A 25,620-nucleotide genomic window follows, 5' to 3' on the forward strand; every position below is an offset into this window, starting at 1 on the left:
CGCGCGGGCCTTCTTGTTCAGAACTCGTAGCTGAAGTCGTTCTCGCCCACGCCCACGCGCACCCGCTCGATCGGCTTGCCTTCCATCATCCGGTTGAGGAACTCGCGGCTGATGTCGGGCAGCATTGTGTTCGTGAGGATGGCGTCGATCATCCGCCCGCCCGATTCGCTCTCGGTGCAGCGGCTCACGACCAGCTTGACCACGTCGTCGCCGTACTCGAAGGGGATCTGGTAGCGCGACTCCACCCGCTTCTTGATGCGGCCCAGCTGCAGCTTCACGATCTGCCCCAGCATCACGTCGCTCAGCGGGTAGTAGGGAATGGTCACCAGCCGCCCCAGCAGCGCCGGCGGGAAGATCTTGAGCAGCGGCTCGCGCAGCGCCTTGGCCATGCCCTCGGGCTCGGGCATCAGCTCCGGGTCCTTGCACATGCTGGCGATCAGGTCGGTGCCGGCGTTGGTGGTCAAGAGGATCAGCGTGTTCTTGAAGTCGATGCTGCGTCCCTCGCCGTCTTCCATGAATCCCTTGTCGAAGACCTGGAAGAAGAGCTCGTGCACGTCGGGGTGCGCCTTCTCCACCTCGTCGAGCAGCACCACGCTGTAGGGCCGGCGCCGCACCGCCTCGGTCAGCACCCCGCCCTCGCCGTAGCCCACGTAGCCCGGCGGCGCGCCCTTGAGCGAGGAGACGGTGTGCGCCTCCTGGTATTCGCTCATGTTGATGACGATCATGTTCTGCTCGCCGCCGTACAGCGCCTCGGCCAGCGCGATGGCGGTCTCGGTCTTGCCCACGCCCGAGGTGCCGGCCAGCATGAACACGCCGATGGGTTTCTGCGGGTTGTCCAGCCCGGCGCGCGAGGTCTGGATGCGCTTGGCGATCATCTCCATCGCATGGTCCTGGCCGATCACGCGCTGGGCCAGCAGCTTCGGCAGGTTCAGCACCGTCTCGATCTCGTTGCGCTGCATGCGGCCCACGGGGATGCCGGTCCAGTCCGCCACCACCGAAGACACGGCCTGCGCGTCCACCGAAGGGAGGATCAAGGGCGACTCGCCCTGCACCGCGCTGATCTTTCCCTGCAGTTCGTTCAACTCGGCCAGCATCGCGGCACGGTCGGGCGCAACGGCGCCGTTGCTGACCAGGTCACCACCCTCTGCGGCCGCCGCCGCAGACGCCGCCGCTGCCGGCGCGTCCACCGGCTTGTTGCCGTCACGCAGCTTGCCGCGCAGTTCCAGCAGGCGGTCGACCAGACCCTTCTCCTCCTTCCACCTCGCATTCAGTTTTTCCAGCTCGGCCTGCGCCTCGCCCAGCGCGGACTGCACCTGCGCGGAGCGCTTGCCCACGTCGATTCCGATGGCTTCCTCGCGGCCGATGATCTCGCTCTCGACCGTCAGCGCCTCGATGCGGCGGGTGCAGTCTTCCACCTCGGGCGGCATCGCGTGCTGGCTGACGGCCACGCGGGCGCAGGCGGTGTCCAGCAGGCTCACGGCCTTGTCGGGCAACTGCCGCGCGGGAATGTAGCGGTGGCTCAGCTTCACCGCGGCCTCGATGGCCTCGTCGAGCAGTTGCACGCGGTGGTGCTTCTCCAGCACGCTGGCCACGCCGCGCAGCATCAGGATGGCCTTCACCTCGTCGGGCTCGGGCACCTGCACCACCTGGAAGCGCCGCGTCAGCGCCGGGTCCTTCTCGATGTACTTCTTGTACTCGGCCCAGGTGGTGGCGCCGATGGTGCGCAGGTTGCCGCGCGCCAGGGCGGGCTTCAGCAGGTTGGCCGCGTCGCCGGTGCCGGCCGCGCCGCCCGCGCCCACCAGCGTGTGGATCTCGTCGATGAACAGGATGATGGGCGTGGGCGAGGCCTGCACCTCGTCGATGACCTGGCGCAGGCGCTGCTCGAACTCGCCCTTCATGCTGGCACCGGCCTGCAAGAGGCCGATGTCCAGCGTGAGCAGCTTCACGTCCTTCAATTGCGGTGGCACGTCGCCGCGCGCCAGGCGCTGCGCGAAACCTTCCACCACCGCGGTCTTGCCGACGCCCGCCTCACCCGTCAAAAGCGGGTTGTTCTGGCGGCGCCGCATCAGGATGTCGACGATCTGGCGGATTTCCTCGTCCCGCCCGGTCACCGGATCCATCTCCCCCTTCTTCGCCTTCTCCGTGAGGTCGACAGCAAACTTCTTGAGCGCATCGCCCTTGCCCATGGCGGCCGGCGCGATGGCGCCCGTGTCTTCGCCGGGCGCTCCGCTTCCCATGCCGGTGCCGTCCTGGGCGCGCATCTTTCCTTCGGGCGACACATCGCAGATCTTCGCGAAGTTGTCCGCCAGGTCTTCCACCTTGACCTTCTCGAACTGCTTGGAGAGGCCCATGAGCGGGTTGCGCAGCGAGGGCGTCTTCAGCATGCCCACCAGCAGGTAGCCGGTGCGCACCTGCGCCTCGCCGAACTGCAGCGTGGCGTAGGTCCACGCACGTTCGACGGCGTTCTCGATGTGCGGCGAGAAGTCGCTGATGGCGGTGGCGCCGCGCGGCAGGCGGTCCAGCGCGGCCGTCATGTCCTTGGCGATCACGGAGATGTCCAGTCCGTAGTGCTGGATGACGCGGTGCAGGTCGCTGTCGGGCGACTGCAGCAGCTGGGCGAACCAGTGCTCCAGCTCCACGTAAGGATTGCCCCGCATCTTGCAGAACACGGTGGCGCCTTCGATGGCCTTGTAGGCCAGCGGATTGAGCTTGCCGAACAGGGCGGTGCGGCTGATTTCACTCATGGTGCGACTCCCTGATGGGCGGCCATCCCGTCCGCCGCGATTGAATGTGAAGAGGTGGGAAGCGGCGCGTCGCCATCGATGCGCACGTCGGCCGCATCGCGCTGCCGAGGCCGTGTGCCGAGCCAGGAGACCCAGCCGAGGCGCGGCCCGTTGCCGCGATGCCCGCCCAACCGGGTGGGCGGCACGTCTTGTTTTTCCAGGATCAGTTGCGCATCCCAATGCAGCTCGTCGCCGAGCAGTTGCTGCATCCAGCGCGAGAGCTCCGGCCGCGCCGCGCCGATGGGCAGGAAGGCCTGGTACTGCGCCATGGTCAGCGGCCCGGCGTGCAGCCGCACGCGGTGCTGCCGGTCCCAGGCGCGGCGGCCCAGCATGGCGCCGCCGCCCAGCATGCGCGATGCGCTGCCGCGGCCCAGCCGGCTCAACTCCGCATCAGGCAGCTTCATCCAGTGGCCCACCCAGGGCTCCAGCAGGAAGGGCACGCCGAAGTAGCGCGTCAGCACTTTCTCCACACCTTCGCCGTTGCGCACGCTGCGCGACAGCCAGCCGGAGAAGTAGAGGCGCGCGTCGTCCGGGATCTCGTCGCGCTGCTGCCGCGCCGGCGTGGCCATGCCCACCAGCGCGCCGATGCGGCGGCGGAAGCCGTCGTCTAGCGGCCGGTCCAGCCCCACCGTGGGCTGCGCCTGCGCCCAGGCCCGGTAGAAGTAGAGCGAGAAGCGGTGCGAGAAGGTGTCGAGAAAGGCGAGCCAGGTCGGGTCGCCATGGTTGATGCTGCGCTCGCGGATGTAGTCCGACAGGTGGATGGGCAGCGGGCCATTGGGCCCGAGGTAGCCGAAGAAGGGCTGGCGGATGCGCGCCGGCCCATGCGCATCGGCCGCCTCGAATCGCGCCAGGCTGGCGGGCGCGAACGAAAGCGAGGGCTCCTGACCGATGCGCAGCGGCTCGGCGCCGGGCAGCAGCGCATGGCCCCACCGCGGCGCGGGCTGCGCCATGGCTTCGAGCCGGCGCATCAGCGCGAAGTAGTCGAAGGCCCAAGGCGAGTCGGCCCGCTCGTGCAGGTACGCCGCCACGCGGCCGCGCGCGCCGCCAGCCTGCATGGCGTGATCCACCGCTACAGGATCGGGCGTGTCCCGCACAGCGGCCTCCAGCGCATGACTTCGCCGCGGCCGGCCATGGTGAGCACGGTCTCGACGAAGTGGTTCACCTCCACATGGCGCGACAGGAAGCGTGCCAGCACCGAGCCGAAGAGAAAGGCGCTGTGGCCGTGGAAGGCCGTGCGCTCCACGTCCAGCGTCACTTCCAGCCCGCGGCCGAAGGCGATCGGCCCGGGCAGCGGCAGGCGCCGCGCCACCGGCTTGCTGCGCACCGACAAAAGCCCGCGCACCTGCGACTGCCGCACCTCGTCGCCGTGCACTGCATAGAGCATCAACATCTCGCGCAGGGCGGCCGCGCCCTGCTGCGGCGTGCCGTCGGCCAGCGACAGGTAGTTGAGCGCCAGGTGGTCCACCACCCGCCAGCCCAGGCCCTGGCTCACCACCGGCGAGACCGGCCGCGAAGGGCCGCGCACCATGCGCACCTTCTGCACCGGCGCCGAGTCGACACAGTCGAAGTCGTTGTCGCGGCCCGCCGGCATCAGCAGGGGCAGGTCGCGGTTGGTGACCAGCGCCGTCACCGCCAATTGGCGCAGCGAGCCGGAGTACGGTGCCTCCTTCGGGTCCACGATCTGCATGTACAGCTCCGAGCCGATGTGGCTGCTGCGATGCCCGTCGCTCTTCTGCCGCTGCGAGAGCATGCGCGGCTCGCGGCTGGTGGTGTAGTAGGCCGGGTGCGCGTGGCGGCTGCCGTGGAAGGCGGCGTAGAAGGGCAGGAAGCTTTGCTCCGACACGTCGCTCTCGCCCGGGCTGCCATGGCCGACCACCTCGGTGACGGTGTGCACCTCGAAGTCCTGCGGCCGGGTGCGGTCGGCCAGCAGGTGGAACTGGCTCACGCCTTCGTTCACCGCCACGCGGTCCAGGCGCTTGCTGAACAGGTTGATGGCCGGCACGCAGTGCAGCTGGATGTTGTCCGCGCTCACCAGCTTTTCCAGCGAAGCCTCGCCGCGCGAGAACAGCACCACGATCTCCACGTCGGGCACCGCCATCTTCGCCAGCACCTTGTGAAGCTCCGTGATGCGTACGAACTGGAAGCGCTGCTCGAAAGCGAAGTACTCCTGCACCAGCCGGTGGCCCGAGAAGCCGGTGACGGTCACGGGCAGCAGCGCCTCGTCGTCCTCGAAGCCCACGGGCTGCACGCTGGTGGCGGGCAGGTGCTTCACCGCGCCGGCGCCGGCGGCGGTGGGCTGGCCGTTGGCACCCAGCGGCTGCACCAGCACGCCGATGGGCTTGGCCAACAGGCATTCGTAGAGCTGCCAGGCCACGTCTTCCGCGCCACCCAGGTGAAACACCAGTTCGTCGAGCGCCAGCTGGCTGAAGTTCAGGCCAGCGCTGGCATGCAGCGCGATGCGCAGTCCGCCGCGGATCTCGCGCGATTTCGGATGCTGGTTCAGCGGCAGGTCCGGCGCGTAGGTGAAGTACTGTGCGCGCCGCACCTGCAGCGGCCACAGCCGCAGCGCGCGAGACGTGCGGAACTCGCAATGCGTGTTCTGCCCCACCGCCTGCCGCGCCCGCAAGCCGCTGCCGCGCGGCATGGCGGGCCCGTTGGCGAGGCTGTCGTCGTCCGCGTCGATGCCCATCTGCACCACCGCCATCGACGGCGTGGGCGCGAGGAACTGCGGATAGACGATGTCCAGCAGGTGGCCGGTGAAGCGCGGGTATTCGGCGTCGAGCTTGAGGCCCACGCGGGCCGAGAGGAAGGCAGTGGCCTCGATCAGGCGCTCGACATACGGGTCGGCCACTTCCTGGCCATCGATGCCCAGGCGGTGCGCGATCTTCGGGAAGGCCTGCGCGAACTCCGCACTGCTCTCGCGGAAGTAGCGCAGTTCCTGCTCGTAGAGGTTCAGCAGGCGCGGGTCCATGTGGCTGTGGCCCTCAGGGCTGGCTTTCGACCTCGATGCGGCCTTCTTCCAGGTCGATCCGGCTGCGCATCAGGAATTCGAGAGGCACCGGCTGCGCCCACAGCATGCCGCGGATGGTGAGGCCGATGCGGTTGTGCGATTCAAGTGCCGAGCCTTCCATGACGAGTTCGACTGCAAGGGTGCGGGGCAGGATGCGCGGCTCGAACTGCACGATGGCATTCTTCAAAGCCTGTTCCATGCTGACACGCTGCACCGAGGAGGTGAACTGGCCGGACAGCATAGGCAATCCGTAGTTGAGCACCGAGCGCGTTGCATGCGGATGGCGATGCTCGTCGAGCACGGCCGGCCCGAGCGCCGTGGCGTTGAACAGCCACGCAAGATCGCGCAGCACCGCCTGGCGCAGCGCCTGTCGCGTCAGCACGCGCTTGTCGTCGCTCTCGCGCTGCTCGGTGGGCGCGAGGTCGGTGAGCCGGTCCAGCAGCGAAGGCTGCAGGCGCTCCTGCGCGGTGAGCTCAGCCACCCGCGGCCTCGCTGCCGGCGGCGGCGGTGGCATCCGCCTGCTGCGCTGGTTCGAAGTCGATCTGCCGGACGTCGAGCATCGCGTGCTCGCCGCTGCCCTCGTCGATGCTGCTGCTCCACATGCGCTGGCCCCAGCCGGCCCACACCTGGGGACGCAGCTCGCGCCATTCGGTCCTGCGCGCCAGGCGCAGCGCGCCGTCCTCGCACTGCTCGCTGCCGGGGTAGCGCGTGGGCACCAGGGCCAGGGTCTCGCCGCCGTTCTCGAATTGCAGGTGCGCGGGCAGCCACACGCAGTCGCGCAGGTCCTCGGGCTCCTCGAAGCGCACCTGCGCCAGGCGCTCGAAGGGCACCCAGTAGTAGCGGCCGTTGACGTAGGCCTCCAGCACCGGGCCGATGCGCATGTCGGCGTCGGCCAGCCATTCGAAGGGCTTGCCGTCGATGCTGCCGGGGCTGGCGGGCGCGGCCTCGAAGGCGCGGGCGCGCAGGTCCTCGGCCATCGCGTCCTCGCCGGCACCCTGGCGCAGCATCGATTCGAGCAGCAGCGCCAGCCACTGGTCGGGCTGGCCGAAGATCATGGGCGTGCGCTTGCCGGCGAAGACCTCGGCGCGCAGGCCTTCGCAGCGGATCGCCTCGCCGTAGACCTGCTTCATCGGAATGGCCAGCGCATCGAGCTCTGCCGCCACGGTGAGCTGGTTGAGCGCCCGTTCCCACTGGCCCAGCACGCACAGCAGCTGGGCCATGAAGACACGCAGCTTGCTGTCCGCGGGCCTGGCCTTGATCTCGTCGGTGAGGGCCTTGAGCGCGCCGGCCGGGTCGGCCGCCTGGAGCAGTTCTGCGGAGCGTGTCATGGCAGGCCTTTCGGGGAGCGCAGCACCCATCCGTGTGCTGCAAGTCGCCGCGCAGCATATCGCCGCGGCCTGCACGCCGCATCCACCGACCGGCGTATGTCGCAAGGGCGCGCTGCGCCCTTGCGCTTCAGCCCGGCGCGCGCGCGTGGATCACCTCGCCCCCGCACACGAAGTTGCCGGCCCCGAGGTGGTGCAGCGTCTGCAGCGCGCGGTTGTCGTCGCGGAAGGACCAGCGGCCGCGCACGAAGATGCGCTCGTCGGCCGCGGCGGCGACCACTTCGCCGAAGCAGGTGTCGTAGGCCTCTTCGGTGTGCGCCTCGGGAATCCAGCGGCATTCGAGCCAGGCCGAGCAGCCGGCCTCGAGCAGCGGCACGCCCAGCACCGGCCCGGCCACTGCCTTGATGCCCAGTCGGGCGAACTTGTCGTCTTCGAAGCCGGTGCTGCTGCCCACCGAATACGTCAGGTTGGCCAGCGCTGCGCCGGGAATGCAGATGCCGAAGCTGCCGCTGTCCTTGAGCAGCTCGCGCGTGAAGGTCTTCTTGTCGATCACGATGGCGATGCGCGGCGGCGTGAACTCCACCGGCATGGACCAGGCGGCCGCCATGATGTTGCGGCGCGTGCCGTCCCTGCTGCGGCTGGTGACCAGCACCGTGGGGCCGTGGTTGATGAGGCGGCTGGCGTGCTCGAGGGCGACGGGTTGGAAGTGGCTCATGCTGTTCGGCCTTCTCTGGCTGGCAAAAGGGCGCAGCGTATCCGGATGGCCGACGGACGTCGTTGCGCGCAGGCAGAGTCACGCGTCAAGTCGAGGGCAATCAAACGCTACCGAATTCAATGCCGCATGGCTCCCGCTCGCCGGCGCCGCTAAGCATTCGTCATCGTGCAGGTCCGCACCGCCCCCCGCAAGCCGCTCTCCTGCTGCGGCGCCGACTTCAGCTCCAGCTTGCGCGGCATGAAGTAGATGATCTCGCAGGGCCGCCGGGGGTTGCCGCCGGTGAGCATGCAGTGCGTGGTGATGCGCGCGCCTTCCAACAGCAGTTCCAGCGTGGGCTGCTGTTCCTTGGAGCTGTCGCCGCTGGCCTTGAAGACCGCCAGCTGCACCTTCAGGTCGTTCTCCTGGTTCTTCAGCAGGCTGGCGATGGACGCCGTGGCTGCATCGCACTCGCGCACCACGATCAGCGAACTCAGGCGCACCTGGCCCTTGCTGGCGCCCGGCGGCGTCTGCACCCCCGCGAGGTAGGAGTAGCCGGCGATGTGCATGCGCTGCTTTCCATCATCGAAGGCGCGCTTCGATTCGCCTTCCACGGCGTTGCCCTTGCTCTCGATCAGCATCAGGAAGTCGTTGGCGGAATCGCCCGACATGTGGTCCAGCAGGCGCAGCGCCTCGTCGGGGTCCAGGGTGCCATCCAGTCTCCAGCTCATGGGCTTCTCCTCGTCGACTCGATAAATAGGAAAGGACTACCTCGTCGCTGCGGGCCAGGCCAGCAGCGCGCTGAACACCTGCCGCTGCCGCTCGGGCTGCAGCGCGCCGCGCACGCGCAGCTCGGCCACCGATGCCTCCGGCGGCGCGGCACCGAAGAGGCGCGGCGCACTGAAGGGCGCGGCCGGCGCGGCCAGCACCAGCAGGCGGCCGCCGCGCTGTGCATCCAGCCACGGCAGTTCGAAGCGCTGCTGCGCCGGCTGCTCGCGGGTGCCGCGCTCGAATCTGTTGGTCTCGCTCAAGGCCTGCGGATAGACCTGCCGGATGGCGCCGCCGGCCTCCACGCCGACCACCACCAGGTCCAGCGATTGGCCGCTTGCGTTGCGCACCACCAGCACCTGCCGTTCGCCGGGCGCCATCGGGCCGGGCGGTGGCGTAGCGGCAGGCGCGCTGCGCAGCATCTGCTCGCCCTGCCAGGTCTCCAGCGTGGCCTCGAAGCCGTCGAGCCGGCCGCCCTGTGCGAGCTGGTTCAGGCGCGCGAGCCACTTGAGTTGCGCCAGCGACGTGAGCTGTTGCCTGTAGGCCTGCGCATCCGGCGCCAGGTAGGGCTTGCTGCCATCGTTCACCCATGCCGCGAGCTCGGGCGACAGGATCTCCACCGCGGCGCCGCCGCCGCGCTGCTGCACGCGCACATCCGCATCGCCGCCGCGCAGCACGCGGATGGCCGCCGGGTACGCGAGGCTGAGCCCCGCCGGCACGCTCGCGCCCGGCGCAGGCTGCACGCGCAGCACCACCGACGGCGGATCGTCCACCGGCGTGACGGTCCACAAGGTGGCGCTGTCCTGCTCGGCCAGCGCGGCGGGCACCGCCGTGCGTGCGCTCGCCAGCTCCACCTGCTCCAGGCGCGTGGTGCCGGCGCGCTGGGTGCCGTCGGCCAGGGTGGCGACCACGCGCACTTCCTGCTGGGGTTCCAGGCCGTCGAGCTGCCCCACGCTCAGCGTGAGCTGCGAGCCCGCGCGCCGCGCCGGCCAGGCCGGCCGCGTGGTCTGCGGCGCGCCGTTGCCGGCGAACAGCGGCAGGTCGAGGTTGCCCTCGGCCACCGGCGAGGGCAGCTCGCGCTGCGGAAAGCGCGACTCCAGTTCAGAGATGACCGGCGCATACAGCGACACCACCTGGTTGAACAGGTCGCGAAAGCTTGCAGGCCTGCGGCCCAGCGACTCGGCCACGGCCCAGGTCAGCAGGCCCTGCGGCTTCGCTGCGCGGTCGTTGCGCGGCAGGCGCAGCTCGGGCGTGACCTGGTGGCTCTCCGACGCGAAGAAGGCCACGTAGCGGGCGCGCGGCACGGGCGGCTCGGGTGGTGGCGCGATCTCGACCGCAGGTGCCGCGTCGGCGCCGCCACGCGCCAGCTCGTCGGCCTGGATGCCGCGAAAACGCACCTCGTCGTCCGCCGGTTCGGCCGCGGTGCTGCGCGGCACGCCGCGCGTCATCGAGGCGGCCGAGCAGGTGTCGAACACCGACCACACGAACACGCCGCGCGCCATGAAGGCGCGGATCCAGCCGTCGAAGTCCACGTCGCGCAGGCCGCCGGCCAGCGGCATGGCGTTGCCGGGTGCGAGCCGCGCATCGCGCGCGAGGAAGTTCTCGGCCAGGCCGTCGGGCTCGGCATAGCGCTTGGTGGCGTCGCGCACGCGCGTGCCGTGGCCGGAGAAGTAGAGCAGCACGAAGTCGCCGCTCTGCGAGCGCGCGAGCAGGCGCTGCAAGGCATCGCGGATCTGGCGCGAATCGGGCAGCGCGGCGCCGCTCACGCCGTCGGCCAGCACGGTGATCTCGTCGCTGGCGAAGCCGTGCTGCTGCAGCACCTGCCGCATCAGAATCACGTCGTTGCGCGGCGCCGACAGCCACAGCGAAGTGGGCTGGCTGGCCAGTTCCGACACGCCCACCAGCAGCGCGCGCTGCGCTGCCTGCGCCATCGCGCCTTGCACGAGCAGCAGCACCAGCAGGATCAGTGCGCGACGCATGGCCAATCGATTCCCGCTACGGCGGCCCGACCGCCGCCACCAGTGGAGAGGCCGAGAGCGCGGTGGTGCTTTCCTTCACGTCGGGCACGCGCAGGTACCAGATGCCGCGCTCGTCGGGCCCGGCGACCACGTCGGCATCGATGGCGCGCAGCAGGCGGATGGAGTCCTGCACGGTCACCCCCGGCCTCCAGACCACGCCCAGGTCCGCCGAGGCGCCGGCGGGCGCCACCGGCACGGCGCGGAAACGCACCTCGTCCTCACTGGACTGCGCGGCATCGCGGCCGCCCCACAGGGCCACGTTCTGCACGACGACCACCAGCGCCAGCACGGCCAGCGCAGGCCGCGCCCAGGCATCGGCGCCGAACCAGCGGCGCAGGCGCCCGCCCAGGCTGCCGCCCTGCGCCGCGCCATCGTCCGCGCGCGGCACGGCCGCGGAGGATGCGGCCGGTGGCAGCGGCGCCCAGAGCGCGGCCGGCGGCGTCGCCGGCACGCTGGCGCTCAGGCGCGCCGCCGCATCGCGGTAGAGCTGCTGGTAGGGCGCGCGCACATCGTCCGGGCCCAGCGGCGTGCCCGACAGCACGGAGAAATTCCCGCCGCCCACGCTGCGCAGCGCGATGTGGCCGGGCTCGGGATCGATGGGCAGCGGCGTGCCATTCACATGCTCGTCGTGCACCGCGCGGATGGCCGCCATGCGGGTGGCCGAGACCTCGCCCTGCACGCGCGCCACCTGCTGGGGCAGCGGCGACAGGCTGATGGGGTTCCAGGCCTGGATCAGGCCGAAGAGCGGCTCGAAGGGCTCGTCGGTGGGCTCCAGCAGCACGTCGTGCGCGCCGGCCCAGTCGGCCTCGCTGGCGGCCATGAAGCCCTGCCAGCGCTCGCTGCCGGGCAGCTTCTTGTCCAGCAGCACGCCCAGCAACCGGCCTTCGTGCAGCACGCTGACGATGCGCCCCGGCTCCCAGCGGGCGTTGAAGTTGCGCGCCGCCAGCACCTGGCGGCGGCGCGCGAGTTCTGCCAGGGGCATCTGCAGGTCGATGAGCGAGCCGCCTTCCGGCAGCGCCGTCGGCATGCCCTGGCGGCTCGCCGCGTCGTCGGCGGGGTCCGGCGCGCCCGGCTGCGCGCCCGGCTCGAGGTGGCTGCGGATGACGCTGAGCGGCGGCCATAGTTCAATGGGCATAAGCAATCCTGAGGCTGTCAGGCGTAAGACGCTTCAGCCCCGAGGATTTTGAAGACCTGCAGGATCGCCGGCATGTTGTCGGGCGAGATGGCGATGCCCAGGGTGCCCTGGATCCACCCGCCCAGCAGGGTCCTGGCGTAGTCGGCCGGCAGCCCGGTGCGCTTGTGCACCAGGCCCAGCCGCCCGGCCCGGTAGTGGTAGGAGGCGATGGCGTGGCGCGAGGCGATGCCCGACAGGCCCCCGGCCGCTTCCTTGCCGAAGCCTTCGCACAGCAGCAGCCGCTCGGGCTCGGGCAGGCCGGCGATGAAGGCGCGCGCCAGCCCCTGCACCCTGGATTCGCTCAGGCCGTGCTCGGCCAGGCAGTCGTCGTCGGGCGCCCCCTGGCTGCCCAGTTGCGCGTCCAGCTGCGCCTCGCTCACCTGGTCGCCGATGGAGAGCTTGCGCCTGAAGCTGCTGGCCCGCGTGCAGTCGATCAGGTAGCGGCGGAAGTACGCGCACAGCGCGAAGGCGGTGGACGGTGCGCTGTGGCCGTCGGTGGCCGGGCCCGCGCCGTCGTCGCTGTCGTCCGGGTCCGCATCCAGCCGCAGCACCTTCACGTAGATGAACTGCGCCACCAGTTCCTGCCGGCTCTCGCCCAGCACCTTGAGCTCGGGCGGGCTGCAGCTGCGCAGCGCGCCGCCCACGATGGCGTACATGCGTCCCATCTCGTCGGGCGAAAGCTGCTGCCGACGCCGCCACAGGCCGACGAGTTCGGTGCTTTCGCCGGAGGACAGGGTGTCCTGCATGTCCGCTTCCTCCTTCGTTCTTCCTCAGTCGTCTACGCACGAACCTTCTTCGGGGACCAGGCAGTTGGGCAGGTCCGCGCCCACTGCGGCGCCGCGCGTCCGCACGGTGCTCGCCTGCGCCGCCGCCACCGGCAGGCCGCGCGGCAGCAGGATCCACAGCTGGCCGCGCTCCTTCATGCGCCGCGCCTGCGTTGCGGCCTGCTGGCCGTTGCCGAAGAAATAGTCGGCCCGCACCGCGCCGCGGATGGCGCCGCCCGTGTCCTGTGCCACTGTCAGGCGCTGCAGCGGCGTGCCGGTGCCGGGCTGGCGGGTGGAGACGTACACCGGGTAGCCCAGCGGCGTGCTGCGCGGGTCGACCGCGATCGAGCGGCCGGGCTGCAGCGGCACGCCGAAGGCACCCACGGGTCCGCCGGCATCCGAGGGCGCTTCCTTGAAGAACACGTAGCTGGGGTCCTTGATGCCGGTGCCGGTGACGGCCCCCGTCGGCTTGCGGCCGGGCACCACCACCGCGCCGCTGTTCTCGGGCCGGGCCAGTGTGAAGCCACGCACGCGGATGGCGCCCGTGTCCAGCGCATCGTCGTCGTCGAAGGCATCGTCCGGGTCCAGCTCGACGGCGCCGCCGCGCGTGCGAACCGAGGTCTCGGGCTTGCCCTGCTTGTTCTGCGCGATGGTGGGGCGGAAAGGCTGGCCGTTCTGCTCCGCATAGGCCACGCGCACCACCTCGCCGTTGGGCAGGCGGATGCGGCCCGAACCCTGGATCTGCATCTCGTACAGCGCGGTGGCGCTGCTCACGAAGGCCAGCACCTTGGCGTTGGGCGCGCCGCGGGTCTCGATCTCCTCGCGCGTGTAGTAGGGCAGCAGGCGCCGGCCCTCGGTGCGAAGGCGGATCTTGCGGTCCAGCGTGTCGCGGGTGAGCGTGGAGGTGTCCAGCGCGTACAGGCCCGGCGCGCCCATGTCGCGCGTGGACAGGCCCGCCTGCGGCACCACCTGCCGCCCCTGCACGCGCGCGGCCACCGTGCCGCCGCCGGGCGGCAGCTTGCGTGCGTCGAGAAAGAGCATGTCCTCCGGCTGGCCGTACACCGGGTAGATGTAGGGCGGCGCGTAGTTGCGGTTGCCCTGGATCTCGGGCTCGAAGTAGCCGGTGACCACGCCCTCGGCGCGGCGGTCGTCGTCGCGGATCTGGTAGGCCGAGAACTCCGTCTCGAAGAAGTTGCGGATGGCGGGGTTGCTCTTCGCGTCCACGCCGCGGGCGCGGTCGCAGACCTGCTTCCATTCGCTGCCGCGGCCGGTGAGCACCTTGCAACTGCCCAGGAAGGCAGGCCAGGTCTCGGAGAAATCGTCGCGCACCCAGCCGGGCACCGAGTCGAAGCCGACCGAGGTGTAGGTGGCCAGCTGCGTGGAAAACGTGCGCGACTGTCCCGCGACGCTGCTGCCCGGCGCGGGTGCCGCGCTGCTGCTGCTGTTGGTGGCCGGGCGGGCGCTGCCGCCCAGCTGGATGGGGGCTGCTGCAGGCGCGGCACCTGGCGCAGGCGCCGATGGCGCCGGCGAAGGCGTGGCGCCCGCCGTGCTCACCACCGGCCGCGACGAAGAGGAAGACGAGGGCGAAGGCGGTGCCCCCGCACAACCCGCCAGCGCCGCGGCGGCGGCCAGCACAAGCGCGGGTTCGAGGAAGTGATCTCTGCGGCTGGTGTTCATGACTGGCTCCTGGGCGAGAGGCAAGCAGGCGGTGCGGGGCGCGCGGGGTGCCTCAGCAAGCAAACGATCACTTCTCGACGATTCTGAATAGCCCGACGCCATAGGCATCCTGGCAGGGGGTGTCGGGCGGGCACTGCGGCCGCCCGAGCAATGGCGCGGGCCCGGTGCCCCGCGCGGCCTCCAGCGCGGCCAGCGCCGGCAGCGGGAACTGCGGGAACACGCCGTCGTTCTGCATGCCGGTGCTGGCGAAGTCGCGCTCGTGTTCGCTCACCAGCACCGCGAACTCGTTGCGGCCCGGCGGCCCGCCGGAGTCCATGGGCCAGGCCGGGCGCGGCAGCGACAGCGTCTCGTTGGCGTTGATGCGGTTGCGCTTGTCCAGCAGGTTGGGAAAGAGCAGGAACATCTCGTTGCCCGACGAGAGCAGGAACACGTAGACGAAGCCCGCCTTGCTGCTGCGCACGTCGAAGGCCAGCCTGTCCTTGCCGATCTGCACCTCGGCCTTGCGCGGCGTGCCGCTCACGCTGAAGCCCGGCGTGGCGCCGCGCTGCAGTGCCTGCAGCGATTCGAGCGGTGTCACGGGCTTGAGGGTGGGCGCACCGGTGTTCGCTGCGGGCGTGACGGCAGCGCTCGCGGCCGGCTCGGTGCTGGCCGATGCCGATGCCGCGGCCGGCGGTGCGGCTGTCACGGCAGGTGCCGGCTCGACCTTGGCCACTGGCGCGAGGTCGCTCTTGCCCTGCTTCGACCACCACCAGCCTCCGCCCGCCAGCAGGGCCAGCAGCACGACACCGGCCAGCGCCAGCGAGCGGCCCTTGCCAGCGTTGCCACCATGGCCACTGTTGCCCGCGACCGTGCGGCCTGCCGAAGTCTTCGCGCCGCCCCCCGCGACGGGCAGGATCACCGTGCGATCGTCGTCCCGCATCACGGTGCGCTGCGCGGTCGCGGCGGCCGCATCGCCCAGCCCCAGCAGCGCACGCAGTTCGGCCATGGACTGCGGCCGCGAATCCGGCCGCACGCCCAGGCCGGCATCCACCGCCGACAGCAGCCGCGCGCTGTAGCGCCCGGCCAGTTGCGCGTCGCCAGCCAGTGGCACATAGCTGTCGTTCAGCAGGCGCGCCACCGACGGCGGTGGTGGGCGGCCGGTGATGGCCACGTGCATCACCGCGGCCAGCGCATACACGTCGGTCCAGGCGCCCTGCGACATGTCGGGCATTTCGGCGTACTGCTCCACCGGCGCATAGCCGGGCTTGAGGATGACGGTGATGGCCTGCGTCTTGTCGGTGATCACGCGGCGCGCCGCGCCGAAATCCAGCAGCACCGGCCGGCCCGAGTCTTCCAGCAGGATGATGTTGTCGGGCGCGATGTCGCGGTGGTAGCAGTTGGCGGCGTGCATCACCGCCAGCGCCTGCGTCACGCCGTCGAGGATGTCCATCAGCCAGGCTTCGTCCGCGCCGCCCTTGCTGCCGAGCGCCTGGCGCAGCGTCTGGCCGCGGTAGAAAGGCATGGCCATGTAGGCGGTGCCCTTCTCCTGCCAGAAGCGCAGCACCTTGAGCAGCGAGGGATGGTCGAACTGCGCCAGCAGACGCGCCTCGTTGATGAAGCTGCGCAGACCCAGCTCGAAGGTCTCGCGGGTGCGCTCGGACAGCGGCGCGACGGTTCCGTCGAAAGCGCGGGTGGACAGCGATACCGGCAGGTATTCCTTCACCGCCACCACGCGCTCCAGGTCGGTGTCCCAGGCCTCGTAGACCACGCCGAAGCCGCCCTGGCCCACTACGCGGGTCAACTCGAACTCGGCCAGCCGGCTGCCCAGGGGCAGCAGGCCCGCCTCGGCCTTTTCGCGCTCGACGCCCGCGCCGGGCCGTGAGCTGGGGCCACCCGAGGCGATGACGGTGGCGTCATCGCCTTGCGCTGCGGCGCCGCCGATGACCTGCGTGGGCGCGAGCGGATCGTCGTCGGGCGTCATCGCAACACCTCTGCGCGCCACGCGGCCGCGCTGGTCCGCGCGCATCCGGGTGCTCGCGGGCTCATGGCAACTCCTCCGAGGACGTCGCGCCGGCCCAGAAGCCGAAGAGCGCATCGAACTGCTCGTCCTGCGGCAGGCCGTGTGCAACCATGCCCTGCCCGCCTTCGGCCTCGGGGTCGGTGAACCACAGCGAGAAGCCCATCTCCGGCAGCGCCAGCATCGCGGTCTCGCTGGGATCGGGCGGACCGTCCTCCTCGCCCAGCGATGCCTGCGGCTCCGGCGAGGGCTGGCCGAAGGCCTTGAACAGCAGCGCGTCGAAGCGCACCGCGTCCAGGTCCTGCTCCAGCCCGTCGATGGCGGCCTGCGCGGCCTGCCGCAGCCACAGCTGTGCGCGCGCCAGCACCTGGCCGTGGATCTCGGTCGGCGCCCAGTCCAGCGGCACCGCCACGGTGAAAGGAAAGTAGCGGCCCACCGAATCCACCGAGGGCATGATCACGCCGATCCAGGCCGAGTCGCCGATCACGTCGTCGCCCAAGAGGAAGCACCACAGCGGCGCCTGCAGGTAGCGCTCGGTCCAGTTCTCGTGCCGCGCGCGCAGCTGCGCGAGGCCGGCCTGCAGCCAGCGGTCCCAGGCATGGCGGAACTCGTCGGGCAGGCGCCGATGCGCGAAGTCGCCCATGCCGGGGAGCTTGCCGTACCAGCCGGGCAGCGAGTCTTCGACGTCCGTGGCGCTGGTGCTCACAGTCCCTCCGGGCAGGCGAATTCCTGCAGCTCTTTCAGGCGGATCGGATGCTGCACGCTGTTGGTCGTGACCTCGAAGCGTGCGCGGCGCGCACCCACCTGGAAGGTGATGAAGAATTTCTCGGGCGCATCGCCGGCTTCGAGCTGGCCTTCGTCCAGCACGCGGAACAGCGCCCAGGGCCCGTCGGCCGTGCTGCCCGAGGGGCCGCTGGCTGAAGGCGGGCTCACCTGCAGCCGCACCTGGTTGCTGCCCTTGGGGCCGGGCCATTGCACCGCCATCGGCACCACCGGGCCGTGCGAGTACTTCACCAGCTGCCCGTCCACGTCGAGGATGAACTGCGAGATGCTCGCGTCCATCTCTACAGGCCTGAAGTCCAGCCGCATGGCCGGGCCACGGCCGCCGCCGCGGAAGAAGATGTCCTTGATGCGCGCCGCGCGCTCGAACTGCACCAGCGCTTGCGTGGTGATGGCGGGCCGCTCGGCCACCGGCTTGTATTTCCACGGGCGGGTGCTGGTGTCCACCAGCGCGGCCAGGCGCTTCTGGAAGAACTCGTCCATCAGCCCGCCGGGGCCGAAGAACTGGCCGAAGTCCTCGGGCAGCACGTCGCGCTTGGAGGCCATCACGAAGGGATAGCGGCCCGCGATGGCGCGCTGGCAGAACTCGGTGACGGGCTTGAGGTCCAGATTGAGGTTGCCGCGCTCGGCCACGCTGGCCTGCGCCGCGCCGGCCTGGCTGAGGTTCTCGACCATGGAGCGCACCGGCTCGGGCAGGCGGCCCGCGTCGGACTTGAGCTTGCCCGCCACGTCGCCGGGCGGCGGCGAGGAGCGCGACTTCACCGCCGTGTCCACCGCAGTGAGGTAGACGTAGACCTCGTTGAAGAGCTTGAGCGCATCGTCCAGCGGCGCCGGCGCGCCGGGCGCGGGCGCGTTCACCAGCCGCCGAAGCGGCTCGAAGCGGTCGTCCACGATGCTCTCGATGCGCTTGCCCGGCGCCACCGTCAGCGCATTGGCATTGCCGGTGCCGGTGACGCTGCCCAGCAGTTCCTCCAGCCCCTTGCGCGTGTTGCGCACGGTGTCGGTGGCCTTGCTCACCACGTCCTTGCCCTCGGGCGGGATCAGCGTGGTCTCCTTCACCGCGGCGCGCAGGAACAAGGCCAGCGGCGAGGCGGCGCCCGAGAGGATGCGCGCCATCTCGATGTTCTTGTCCAGCCCCTGCACGCGCATCAGCCGCACGTCGCCCAGCAGTGCCTCCCACTGCTTGACGTACTCCTGCAGGTACAGGCGCCGCACGCGGTCGGTGAGCGCGTCCATGGTCGCCACGTCCTTCAGGCGGTCGCCCAGGTTGCGGTCCTGGCCCAGCACCCACGGGTCTTCCTGTGCGAGCAGCGCCGTCACCACCACCACCTCGCGCTGGAAGCGCTTGTGGTAGCCGTCGTAGGTGAACAGACCGGGAATGCCCTCGGTCAGCGGCTTGCCGCTGACCCGCTCGAACACCAGCGGGCCCGAGGGGCCGGCGGCGTTGGCCACGGTGAAGGGCGGGACGTCCTTGCCCACGTTCTGTCGCTTGAGGCGGCTGAACACGCGCTGCTCCAGCGGATAGCTCGCCAAGAGGGCGCGCACGCTGCGCACCAGGTTCTCGTCCATCTTCATGGTCACGCGCGGCGGGCCCTGGGCGATGAGCACGTCCAGCTGCTCTTCCAGCAATCCCCGCTTGTCCTCGGGCACGCCGCGGTCCAGCGTGCGGGCCCAGTCCAGCGTGATCCAGGCTTTCAGCGCATCGGCATCGAAATGCTCGGGCTGGTTGAGCATCAGGTAGGTCTTGAGCGCCTCGTAGGTGTATTCGAGGTTGTCCTTCTGCGCGGTGCGCAGCTGGTCCTCGATGCGCTTGGCCACCTGCGGCAGGAAGGCCTCGTTCAGCGCACGCTGGTGGGCCAGCATGGCCGCGGCGTCGAGCTTGTCGCCCTGGTAGAGGCCCAGCGTCATCGCCAGCGGCGGGTCACCTTCGTCGTTCTTGGGCGTGCGCCAGATGTTGCGCAGGCCCGCGAGGATGGGCGCCACGTCCACCAGCTGCGTGCTGCGCGAGTTGAGCGCGCCCAGCGTCTCCTTGGCCGGCGCGGTGCGCGCCTCCACCGACTTGAGGTAGTCCAGGTTGCGCCAGGCGCTCCAGCCCCAGGCCGCGAGCAGCGCGCAGGTCAGCAGCAGCATGCCCGTCACCGCGGCGAAGCGCAGCGCATGGCGGCGGCGCTCCAGCTTGACGTCGGCGCCGGCCAGGCGCTGCTCGGGGAACACCACCTCGCGCAGCAGCTTCGTGAGGAAGTAGCTGCGGCCGGTGCCCCGCTGCGCAGGCAGCATCGCGCGCTCCAGGCCGAAGCTGCGGGCCATGCTGCCCATCACGCGGTCGATGGGGCTGCCTTCCTGCGTGCCGCTGGTGAAGTACACGCCCCGCACCCACGGCGGCTGCGCGAAGCGCGAGCCGGTGAAGACCTGCTCGAGCACGTCGGCCACCAGCGGACCGATGGCGCCGAACTGCGCCGGGAAGCCGAAGATGGCGGCGCGCCGCCCGCCGTCGGTCTCGCGCTGCATGCGGGCGACAAGCCCGTCGTTCAGGCGCTGGTGAAGCAGCGCGAACTCGCGCCCGAAGGCGCCGGCGACGCCCTCCTGCGCCACCTTGGCGCCCTCTTCCATCGGCAGCGTGAAGCCGAAGACCTGCGCGCGCTGCTCCTTGCCCAGGTCCTCGAAGTAGTCGGTGAAGCCGTAGAGCAGGTCGGCCTTGGTGACCAGCACGTACACCGGCAGCCGCGTGGCCAGCTTCTCGTCCAGCTCCTGCAGGCGCGCGCGGATGGAGGCGGCCAGCGTGGCCCGCGCCTCGGGGCCCTGCGTGAGCAGGTCGCCCACGCTGATGCTGAGGAACACGCCGTTGAGCGGGCGGCGCGGCCGCACCTTCTTGAGCAGGCCCAGGAAGGCATCCCAGGCGCCCTTGTCCTCGCTCTGGTGGCTGTCCTGCGTCGTGTAGCGGCCGGCGGTGTCGATGAGCACCGCGTCGTCGGTGAACCACCAGTCGCAGTTGCGCGTGCCGCCCACGCCGCGGATGGCGCCGGGGCCGAACTTCTCGGCCAGCGGGAAGGAGAGGCCCGAGTTCACCAGCGCTGTCGTCTTGCCTGCGCCGGGCGCGCCGATGAAAACGTACCAGGGCAGGTCGTACAGATAGTTGCCGCCCGAGAGCGACAGCCAGTCGCGCCATCCCGGCTTCTTGCCGGCCGCCGAGAGGCGCATCTGCTTGAGCGTGGCCACCGCCTCGGTGAAGCGCGTGTCCAGCACCTTCTGCTCGGCGCTCTCCGGCACCGAGGCGGGCCGCGCGGCAGGCGCCTGCATCAGCGTGTCGTTGAGCTGCCTGCTGGCCTTGCGCGTGCGCAGCCGCCGCCAGATGGCGCGGCCCACGACGAGCAGCACGATCAGGCCGATGAGCACCGCGCGCACCGTCTCGCTGGCCAGCGGCGCGAGTTCGCCGATCTTGACCAGCGGACCCACCCACCAGATCACGATGCCCAGCGCCAGCAGCGCCAGCGCGACGAGCAGGAAGACGATGAGCTTGCGGATCATCGCTTGCCCTCCGCCAGCTCGGCGGCCACCTTGTCGGGCGGCGCCAGCAGCACGATGTCGACGCGGCGGTTTCGCGCGCGGTTGGCCGGCGTGTCGTTGGGCGCGACCGGCTCGGCGTCGGCCTTGCCGTCGGCGCGCATGCGGGCCGGCTCCACCTGCGTCGACAGCGCGCCGCGCACCGACTTGGCCCGCGCGGCCGAGAGGTGCCAATTGGAGGGATAGCGCATCGAGCGGATCGGCACGTTGTCCGAGTGGCCGGTGATGAGCACCTCGCCCTTGACCTCGGCCAGCGCCTCGCCGATGCGCTTGAGCACCGGCAGCGACTGCGGCATGGGCTCGGCACTGCCGGAAGCGAAGAAGCTGTCGCCGCGCAGGCGCACCGTGCTGCGGTCGGCCTCGTCGGTGACGGTCACCAGGCCCTGCCTCACCTCGGGCTCCAGGAACTTGGCCAGGCGCGGGGCCTTGGCCGGCACCACCGCCGGCGGCGCGATGTTGAGCTGCGGCACGCGCAGCGCGGACAGCTGCGCGTAGGTCTCGTCGGAGCGGTTGTTGAGCCACAGCCGCAGCCCGAACCAGGCCAGCGCCAGCAGCAGCAGGAAGAGCGCGCCCACCACCCACAGCGGCAGCGCGTCGCGCAGCCGCACATTGCCCGCGCCCTGGCCGCGCCAGTGCGGCGACAGCTCGGCCTCGGCCGGCGGCCGGTCCTTGCCAATGAGGTCGGCCAGGCGCTGGCGCACGCTGTCCAGCTGCGAGCGGCCGTTGTCGATCACGCGGTAGCGGCCCTCGAAGCCCAGGGCGAGCACGCTGTAGATCAGCTCCAGCAGTTGCCGGTGCGCAGGCACGTCCTGCGCCAGCTTGGCCAGCAGCTGGAACACCTTCTCGCCGCCCCAGGTCTCGTTGTGGAACTGCACCAGCAGGCTCTGCTTGTTCCATCCGGCCTGCGCGCCCCAGGGCGTGTTGGACACCGCCTCGTCCAGCGCGGTGCACAGCACGTAGCGCGCGGCCAGCACCGTCTCGTTGCCGATGCCCGCGCGCCGGGCCTGCGCGTCGAACTGGTTCACCGCTTCGGCGGTGGAGGCGCGCAGCGCCGCCACGTCGCGCGGCTGCACCATGTTGCGCAGCTTGCCGATGAGCACCAGCAGCTTGCCCGCGGCCGACACCAGCGGATTGAGCAGGCCCATCTCGCCGATGTCCGCGCCCGGTGCATCACCGCCGCCCGCGAAGCCGGTGGGCGGTGGCATCGAGCCGCCGCCGCCACCTCCGCGCGGCTTGGGCTTGATGACGGTGCGCTCGGACTCGTAGCCGGCGAAGGGGTCCGGTGTGCTCATGGTGGTCGAGGGCCGTTCATTGGCGCCGGGAAACAAGCGTTGGCACCATCGCAACAGGAGCGAAGCCGCACTCAGGATGCGTCGATCGCGTCCGCCGCCCCATGCCGATTCTGTCCGCCCGCTTCATCCGCATCCCGTCCTTCGGCAAGTACCGAGGGCGCAAGTGTCCAGCCCTTCCTCGTGCCGGAAAATCCGTCTAACGGAGTACCGGACCTGCCATGCCTAGGGCGAAGGCACTAGGATTGCGAACGAGCATTGCGGTCACCTGGACCTCCAGGTCCGCAGAGGCTCGTTGGATTCAACAGGGAGAAGAAAATGAAAGAAGACAAGCGCCCGCATGGGCTTGCGGGGCTGCGCCATGATGCGCCGCGCTGGATGTGTGGGTGACGAGCTCGATGGCGGCGGAAAGGTCCTTCCGTACGACGGCATGCCGTGATCAGAAAGCTTGTGTTCGTTGCCGTCGGCTTGTCGTGCGGCTACGCCTTCATCGTTCTCCCGAGCTTTGTTCTGGCAACTGCCCAACTTCCGATGTGCGTCGAATCATGTCCGGGCTGGTTGCGGGCCGCCTCGTGGGGCATCTACCTTCTCTTGCCCTTGTTCTGGAGCATCCTTCTGCTGCGCACTTGCGGCCACGCCGGGGCGATGCCTCGGGCCAGGACGATGGTTCATGCAGCACTTGGATCGTTGGTGCTCGTGTCTGCGTTCGGATGGCTGCTGTACGCATTCCAGGTGCGCGCCATCTGACCTGAGCGCCTGCAGGAGTGGCGCCTCAGGGGCTTTTGATCGCCCAGAAGGCGAGCTCCAGTCCAGGAAAGTCGCCGGCGATGTGCATCGCGATGCCGCCGGACTGCTCCAGCTGCCGCCACAGGTCGCTGCTGCGGGTCTCCAGCTCGAAATAGCTGGCGCCGGCATGGAAGGGAATCTGCCGCGGCGCCACCGGCATGGCGTTGAGCGCCACGCCCGGCAGGGCCAGCGTGACCAGGTCGCGGATGCGCTCCACCGGCCCGATGGTGACCTGCGTGGGGAAGCGTGCGCGCAGCGACTCGCCCGGCATCTGCGCCGTGGCCGCCAGCACGAAGGTGGCCTTGCGCTGCAGGTCCGTGTCCTTCACCACCGCCACGTGCACGTTGTTCTTGCGCTCGTGCAGTTCGATGCGGATGGCGGCGCGGTCGATCACCATCGAGAAGCTGCGGCGCAGGTCGTCCATCACCGGCTTGAAGCTCAGCGCCAGGTCGTCGTGAACGTAGGGCCCGAAGCGCGTGGTGCGACGCGAATCGCGGAAGGTGACCAGGTCGCCCGCCAGCGACAGCGCATGCTCGAAGAAATGCTGCGGATGCAGGTTGGCGCTCTTCGCCAGGTGCGCGAACACGGCCTCGTTGCGGTTCACCGTCTGCAGCATCAGGAAGTCGGCGATCTCGGCCACGCCGCCGGTGCCGCCCGCGGTGAGCGAGCCGGCCAGTTCGTCGCCGCGCTGGCGCAGGAGGCCCAGTAGTTCGTCCAGCCAGCTGCGCGGCAGCGGGTGCGCCGCCACGTCCAGCAGCGGCGGCACGGCCTGCCGGTCGAGCAGCACCTGGTTGTCCACGCGCCGCTCGGTGACGCGCGCCACGCGCAGCGTGGTCCAGGCATCGGTGGCGTCGTTGGCACGCATCAGCCGCGTGTGCAGTGCGCCCAGCTGCAGCACGGCGCTGCGGTCGCCGGCGGTGTTGGAGTCGGGCACCTCCACTTCCAGCACGCGGTGGCGCACCAGGTCCTCGTAGCCTTCGGCATCGGCCTCGCGCGCGCCCGAGCGGCGCAGCGGCAGCGCAAGCATGATGGCCTCGTCGCGCAGGCCTTCTGGAATGTCCAGGGCTTCGGGCAGCGGGTCCACCGCAGGCATGTCGAAGGGGGTGCCGTCGCCGAACACGCCCACGGCCCGCGTCAGCGCGAGCTTGCCCAGCGCGAGGGCCGCGCTGTCGATCTCCACGTCGGCGAAGCCCCACGCATAAGGTCGGGTGCTTCGCAGCAACAGGTGGCGTGCATGGTCCGCGTGGCGTTCGCTTTGCTGCAGGTGCTGGGGCTGCAAAAGCATACCCTCGCTCCAAACCACTTTAGTTCGCCAGCTCATCCGCGCTCCGTCCTCCGGCAAGGTGCCAGAGACACGGAGTTTCGGGTTCAGTCCACGGCGGGAAAATCCGCCGGACGGCCTAGCGCGCGCGCAATTCCTAGTGCGAAGAGACTAGGGCCGCGCGAGGGTTACGCGCCGGGCGGGGCGTCGGAAGGGCCGTCGATGCGACCCTCCTCCACATGCTCAAGATAGTCCGCGAGCGGAATCGCGGCATTCAGCGCCGCGTTGCCATCGTGCCAGTGGATCACGGCACTGTCGGCGGCCAGCACGATCTGAACCGGCCCTTGCGGGATGCTGACCAGCGGCCCATCGCCGGCGCGAAACTCCACCGGGCCGCGGATGTGTGCATTGGGTTCCAGCTTCTGCATGCGCTCGTTGTCAGAACACGCCGAAGACCTTCAGCAGGATGATCACGCCGATCGGCACGCCGCACAGCCACAGAATGATGCTCTTCATTTCGGTCTCCTGAAAATTGCTCCGATGCCACGCAGTGTGGCCACGCGCTGGGCGCGCCGGTGCAGGAGACCGCGGCAAACGTCGGTGAGTGCAGGCCTACATGTGCCGTGGGTTCATGGCGGGCTCGCGGCCCCGCGCAGCACGGCGGCCTGCTGCGCGTATTCCGCGTCCACCTTGGCGAGGCGGCTGGCGCGCGCCTCCTCGTTCACCCACTGCGAATTCATCGCGCTCTGGTGCGCCAGCTGGTGCGCGAGCCGGGCCGCGGGCAGCAGCGAACTGTTGTCGGCCGGCAGGAAGCCGGCCAGGTCGTGCAGCGATCTCAGCACCGCGCGCTCGGGGTCGCCGCGCGGGCCGGGCGTCCTGCCGTAGTTGGCGAGGAAGGCCTGCACCTTCTTCTGGAACTCGGGCGGGTACTCGCGGCGCATGACGATCTGCGCGTGCGGGATGAGGTCGGACTGCCAGACGATGATCAGCCGCTCGAACTCCGAGGGGAACTGCAGCTTGAAGCGCTCGAGGTCGGCGGTGTTGTTGGTTGCCACGTCGGCCTCGCCGTTGGCGACCGCCAGCGCCGTGGCCTGGTGGGTGCCGATGAACTCGCTCTTGAAGCGCGTCTCCATCGCGATGTGGTTGGGCAAAAAGAGCTGCAGCTGCGGCACGATGAAGCCCGACACCGACTTGCTTTCGCCGCGCGCCAGCCGCAGGCGCTCCGGCTGGCCCAGCACGCTTTCCAGCGTGGTCACCTGCCCGCCCTTGCGCACCAGCAGCAGCGAGCGGTAACCGGGCAGGCCGTCGTGGCGAGTGACCTGGGCCACCACGGTCATGCCGTGCTGCGTCACGGCGTCCAGCGCCATCCTGCCGGACAGGAAGGCCATGTCCACCTGGTTCTTCCGGATCGCCTGGTCCAGCGCGTCGTAGGAGCTGACCGAGAGCACGCTCACCGGCCGGTTGATGGTGCGGGCCAGGTCGGCCAGCAGCGGCTCCCAGTCGTTGCGCGACTCGAACACGCCCCCCAGCGGCAGGATGCCGAAGCGGATCGGCCCCTCCTGCACCCCCGCCGGCGGCTGGTGCGACTGCGCGGCCGCCAGCAGGTGCACGCCCGCCAGCAGCAACAGCGCGGCACCGCAACGGCGCAGCCAGCCCGGCCGCGAACGGGTAAAGGGAACCAGAACGAACCGCAGATGCATCGTCACTCCCGGTGGCGCCGCGCCTTCCACGAAAGTC

19 protein-coding genes are annotated in these 25,620 nt (G+C 70.3%); 1 reads left to right on the forward strand and 18 read right to left on the reverse strand.

Translation table 11 applies throughout. The annotated features are described in order from the left end of the window. Positions 1-17: 17 nt before the first annotated feature. From tssH to BM345_RS16675, 15 genes are all read right to left on the reverse strand, one after another. Positions 18-2,744, reverse strand: a complete 2,727-nt coding sequence (tssH, locus tag BM345_RS16605) for a type VI secretion system ATPase TssH (RefSeq protein ID WP_093381238.1) — start codon at positions 2,742-2,744, stop codon at positions 18-20. Next, positions 2,741-3,838 (reverse strand): type VI secretion system baseplate subunit TssG, encoded by a 1,098-nt coding sequence (gene tssG / locus BM345_RS16610; RefSeq protein ID WP_093381443.1) that lies wholly within the window; start codon positions 3,836-3,838, stop codon positions 2,741-2,743. Before tssG ends, tssH begins: the two co-directional genes overlap by 4 nt. A gap of 14 nt (positions 3,839-3,852) precedes the next feature. Continuing rightward, positions 3,853-5,754 carry a type VI secretion system baseplate subunit TssF gene (gene tssF, locus BM345_RS16615; RefSeq protein ID WP_093381240.1) on the reverse strand — a complete coding sequence of 634 codons (1,902 nt, stop codon included), beginning with the start codon at positions 5,752-5,754 and terminating at the stop codon, positions 3,853-3,855. Positions 5,755-5,767: 13 nt separating this feature from the next. Next, a complete protein-coding gene (gene tssE, locus BM345_RS16620) occupies positions 5,768-6,274 on the reverse strand; it encodes a type VI secretion system baseplate subunit TssE (RefSeq protein WP_093381241.1) in 507 nt (168 codons plus the stop codon). Next, entirely contained in the window at positions 6,267-7,121 is an 855-nt protein-coding gene (locus BM345_RS16625; protein WP_093381242.1) for a type VI secretion system accessory protein TagJ, read from the reverse strand. The genes tssE and BM345_RS16625 overlap by 8 nt, the downstream gene beginning before the upstream one ends. A 127-nt stretch (positions 7,122-7,248) precedes the next feature. Then, the gene (locus tag BM345_RS16630; protein WP_093381244.1) at positions 7,249-7,833 is read right to left on the reverse strand and encodes a flavin reductase family protein; all 585 of its coding nucleotides are present in this window, start codon (positions 7,831-7,833) and stop codon (positions 7,249-7,251) included. Between the two features lie 149 nt (positions 7,834-7,982). Continuing rightward, a complete protein-coding gene (locus BM345_RS16635; protein WP_093381245.1) occupies positions 7,983-8,540 on the reverse strand; it encodes a type VI secretion system tube protein Hcp in 558 nt (185 codons plus the stop codon). 36 nt (positions 8,541-8,576) lie between these two features. Beyond that, positions 8,577-10,556 (reverse strand): caspase family protein, encoded by a 1,980-nt coding sequence (locus tag BM345_RS16640; protein ID WP_093381247.1) that lies wholly within the window; start codon positions 10,554-10,556, stop codon positions 8,577-8,579. A gap of 16 nt (positions 10,557-10,572) precedes the next feature. Further along, a complete protein-coding gene (locus tag BM345_RS16645) occupies positions 10,573-11,730 on the reverse strand; it encodes a hypothetical protein (protein ID WP_093381248.1) in 1,158 nt (385 codons plus the stop codon). 17 nt (positions 11,731-11,747) lie between these two features. After that, complete coding sequence (locus tag BM345_RS16650; RefSeq protein ID WP_093381250.1) at positions 11,748-12,515, reverse strand: hypothetical protein; 768 nt, start codon at positions 12,513-12,515, stop codon at positions 11,748-11,750. Positions 12,516-12,539: 24 nt separating this feature from the next. Continuing rightward, on the reverse strand, positions 12,540-14,210 hold the full coding sequence (locus BM345_RS16655) for a murein transglycosylase A (RefSeq protein ID WP_093381251.1): 1,671 nt from the start codon (positions 14,208-14,210) through the stop codon (positions 12,540-12,542). Between the two features lie 67 nt (positions 14,211-14,277). Further along, entirely contained in the window at positions 14,278-16,170 is a 1,893-nt protein-coding gene (locus tag BM345_RS16660) for a serine/threonine protein kinase (protein WP_093381445.1), read from the reverse strand. 61 nt (positions 16,171-16,231) lie between these two features. After that, positions 16,232-16,912 carry a type VI secretion system-associated protein TagF gene (gene tagF / locus BM345_RS16665; protein ID WP_254789772.1) on the reverse strand — a complete coding sequence of 227 codons (681 nt, stop codon included), beginning with the start codon at positions 16,910-16,912 and terminating at the stop codon, positions 16,232-16,234. Then, complete coding sequence (gene tssM, locus BM345_RS16670) at positions 16,909-20,511, reverse strand: type VI secretion system membrane subunit TssM (protein WP_093381253.1); 3,603 nt, start codon at positions 20,509-20,511, stop codon at positions 16,909-16,911. Before tssM ends, tagF begins: the two co-directional genes overlap by 4 nt. Then, on the reverse strand, positions 20,508-21,839 hold the full coding sequence (locus BM345_RS16675; RefSeq protein ID WP_093381254.1) for a DotU family type VI secretion system protein: 1,332 nt from the start codon (positions 21,837-21,839) through the stop codon (positions 20,508-20,510). The genes tssM and BM345_RS16675 overlap by 4 nt, the downstream gene beginning before the upstream one ends. 432 nt (positions 21,840-22,271) lie before the next feature. On the opposite strand from BM345_RS16675, the gene BM345_RS16680 reads away from it, so the two are divergent. Further along, positions 22,272-22,583, forward strand: coding sequence for a hypothetical protein (locus BM345_RS16680; protein WP_093381256.1), 312 nt, complete (start codon positions 22,272-22,274; stop codon positions 22,581-22,583). Between the two features lie 25 nt (positions 22,584-22,608). Here the strand turns inward: BM345_RS16680 and tssK are convergent, their stop codons facing one another. From tssK to phnD, 3 genes are all read right to left on the reverse strand, one after another. Beyond that, positions 22,609-23,943, reverse strand: a complete 1,335-nt coding sequence (gene tssK / locus BM345_RS16685; RefSeq protein ID WP_093381257.1) for a type VI secretion system baseplate subunit TssK — start codon at positions 23,941-23,943, stop codon at positions 22,609-22,611. Positions 23,944-24,071: 128 nt separating this feature from the next. Next, positions 24,072-24,311 carry a hypothetical protein gene (locus tag BM345_RS16690; protein WP_254789773.1) on the reverse strand — a complete coding sequence of 80 codons (240 nt, stop codon included), beginning with the start codon at positions 24,309-24,311 and terminating at the stop codon, positions 24,072-24,074. A gap of 201 nt (positions 24,312-24,512) precedes the next feature. Continuing rightward, positions 24,513-25,583 carry a phosphate/phosphite/phosphonate ABC transporter substrate-binding protein gene (gene phnD / locus BM345_RS16695; RefSeq protein ID WP_175545038.1) on the reverse strand — a complete coding sequence of 357 codons (1,071 nt, stop codon included), beginning with the start codon at positions 25,581-25,583 and terminating at the stop codon, positions 24,513-24,515. Between the last annotated feature and the right edge of the window lie 37 nt (positions 25,584-25,620).

Source organism: Variovorax sp. OV329 (assembly GCF_900114785.1).
GTDB lineage: Bacteria > Pseudomonadota > Gammaproteobacteria > Burkholderiales > Burkholderiaceae_C > Variovorax.

Coding starts and splice junctions, on each gene's coding strand:
- BM345_RS16635 (WP_093381245.1), bottom strand. CDS start 8,540: ATGAGCTGGAGACTGGATGGCACCCTGGACCCCGACGAGGCGCTGCGC.
- BM345_RS16625 (WP_093381242.1), bottom strand. CDS start 7,121: ATGACACGCTCCGCAGAACTGCTCCAGGCGGCCGACCCGGCCGGCGCG.
- BM345_RS16630 (WP_093381244.1), bottom strand. CDS start 7,833: ATGAGCCACTTCCAACCCGTCGCCCTCGAGCACGCCAGCCGCCTCATC.
- tssG (WP_093381443.1), bottom strand. CDS start 3,838: ATGCAGGCTGGCGGCGCGCGCGGCCGCGTGGCGGCGTACCTGCACGAG.
- tssM (WP_093381253.1), bottom strand. CDS start 20,511: ATGATCCGCAAGCTCATCGTCTTCCTGCTCGTCGCGCTGGCGCTGCTG.
- tssH (WP_093381238.1), bottom strand. CDS start 2,744: ATGAGTGAAATCAGCCGCACCGCCCTGTTCGGCAAGCTCAATCCGCTG.
- BM345_RS16690 (WP_254789773.1), bottom strand. CDS start 24,311: ATGCAGAAGCTGGAACCCAATGCACACATCCGCGGCCCGGTGGAGTTT.
- BM345_RS16675 (WP_093381254.1), bottom strand. CDS start 21,839: ATGAGCACACCGGACCCCTTCGCCGGCTACGAGTCCGAGCGCACCGTC.
- tssF (WP_093381240.1), bottom strand. CDS start 5,754: ATGGACCCGCGCCTGCTGAACCTCTACGAGCAGGAACTGCGCTACTTC.
- tssK (WP_093381257.1), bottom strand. CDS start 23,943: ATGAGCTGGCGAACTAAAGTGGTTTGGAGCGAGGGTATGCTTTTGCAG.
- BM345_RS16650 (WP_093381250.1), bottom strand. CDS start 12,515: ATGCAGGACACCCTGTCCTCCGGCGAAAGCACCGAACTCGTCGGCCTG.
- BM345_RS16655 (WP_093381251.1), bottom strand. CDS start 14,210: ATGAACACCAGCCGCAGAGATCACTTCCTCGAACCCGCGCTTGTGCTG.
- BM345_RS16645 (WP_093381248.1), bottom strand. CDS start 11,730: ATGCCCATTGAACTATGGCCGCCGCTCAGCGTCATCCGCAGCCACCTC.
- BM345_RS16660 (WP_093381445.1), bottom strand. CDS start 16,170: ATGACGCCCGACGACGATCCGCTCGCGCCCACGCAGGTCATCGGCGGC.
- BM345_RS16640 (WP_093381247.1), bottom strand. CDS start 10,556: ATGCGTCGCGCACTGATCCTGCTGGTGCTGCTGCTCGTGCAAGGCGCG.
- phnD (WP_175545038.1), bottom strand. CDS start 25,583: ATGCATCTGCGGTTCGTTCTGGTTCCCTTTACCCGTTCGCGGCCGGGC.